2 protein-coding genes are annotated in these 1,432 nt (G+C 31.8%); one reads left to right on the top strand and one right to left on the bottom strand.

Annotated features, from left to right (window positions below; all coding sequences use genetic code 11):
- Positions 1 to 595 (bottom strand): hypothetical protein (locus tag ACFIL8_RS06840; RefSeq protein WP_375689225.1); only part of this gene is annotated, 595 nt, incomplete at its 3' end.
- A 128-nt stretch (positions 596 to 723) separates the two neighbouring features.
- On the opposite strand from ACFIL8_RS06840, the gene ACFIL8_RS06835 reads away from it, so the two are divergent.
- Positions 724 to 1,011 (top strand): H-NS family nucleoid-associated regulatory protein, encoded by a 288-nt coding sequence (locus tag ACFIL8_RS06835; protein ID WP_015857007.1) that lies wholly within the window; start codon positions 724 to 726, stop codon positions 1,009 to 1,011.
- The last annotated feature ends 421 nt before the right edge of the window (positions 1,012 to 1,432 follow it).

Below are 1,432 nucleotides of genomic sequence, written 5' to 3'. Positions count from 1 at the left end.
GAAGAATTTTATTAATACAAATGCTAATTCTGTGTTGTGCTTTTTCTCGTTGTCTTTTGATTTTATAAATTTGCAGAATGAGATTGTTTAGCTTAGAATATTCCTTGTGATTATTGCTTTGTTTTCTTCTAAGAATATTTCTAATATATGCAAATATCCAACCAACAAGATAAAAGTGTTGAATAAAATAGAGCATATTACGCCAACCAATATTATTCGAATCACGAAGAAAGGCGCTGCTTTTAAAAAATAATAATCTTTGATACTGTATTGAAGCTGCTTGTTTTATATAATCCTCTAGTTGCAAAAATCTTTTCAAAAAAAATTTATACGAAGTAAAAAGCCGTTGTGTATGAGGGGAGGTTTTCTTGTCATAATGAACTACACTATCATTATACAGAGAGGGCTTGTTCTTTGTTGCGTATTGCCATAACTTATAGAGTGACGATTTATATTTACTTTTGACTACTGATTCATAAGATTCAGAGAGGTGTGATGGCGCTTGAGCACTGCATTTAGTAGTTTCAGCAATTGAACTGAAAAAAGATGCAGTGGTGGTAACTGATATACCAATAAACAGCTCTTTGTGGTCCAAAGCACATCTCCGTCAAAGTGATATATGTATCGTAATTTTAATTTCGATAATAAATAGACAGAAATTGTCTATAATTGTGTTTAAAATATGGCAAGAAAAGATTCTTTTTTGCAAGGGGAGTAATTAAGGTGAATGATCTCAAAAATATGAATTTTGATGAGCTACAAGAGATGCGTACACAAATCGATGTGGAATTAAAAAAACGGCAAGCAAAGGAAAAGCAAAATGCGCGACGAAAAATTCTTGAAATTGCTAATGCCCATGGAATTGATATCGCTGATCTTGTGAGCAAAGAGCGCCATTATAGAAATCCCAATAACCAATGGGAATTATGGAATGGGCGTGGACGTAGACCTAAGTGGATTAAAGAGTGGTTGGAGAATGGGTATACACTTGATGAACTCGAAGTAACGTAACACGTGTGCGATCTTTACAAGATAAGGGAATACCAAGGAATGTAAATGCAAGAAGTATGCTCTTTTGGGTAATTTAATTGTATAAATATACTGAACGAATATATTAAAGTATTGAGTTACCAAATACAATGATAGGGAGCGTGAACAATTTATTTAAATGCAAAAGGTCTTGTTGTCATAATCTGGCAAGCATAATGATGATGCCAGATTGGAATATTGTAATTGCTTTTGGCATGTGAGAGAGGGGGGATATTTTACTTCTTTTTATCGTTTCATTAACGTTGCTCTTTTTAGTCTATGTAAATAAATAGTTTTATTGTTTATTTACAAAAATGGTCGAAATGAGAATAATTTATTGCATAGGGATTTTAACTCAATATGTAAAATGATAATTTTATCAATTAATATGTTAATAAATTAG

It is taken from the genome of Bartonella sp. AP57NXGY (assembly GCF_042195805.1).
Lineage (GTDB): Bacteria > Pseudomonadota > Alphaproteobacteria > Rhizobiales > Rhizobiaceae > Bartonella.
This window is presented reverse-complemented; position numbering and strand designations above follow the sequence as displayed.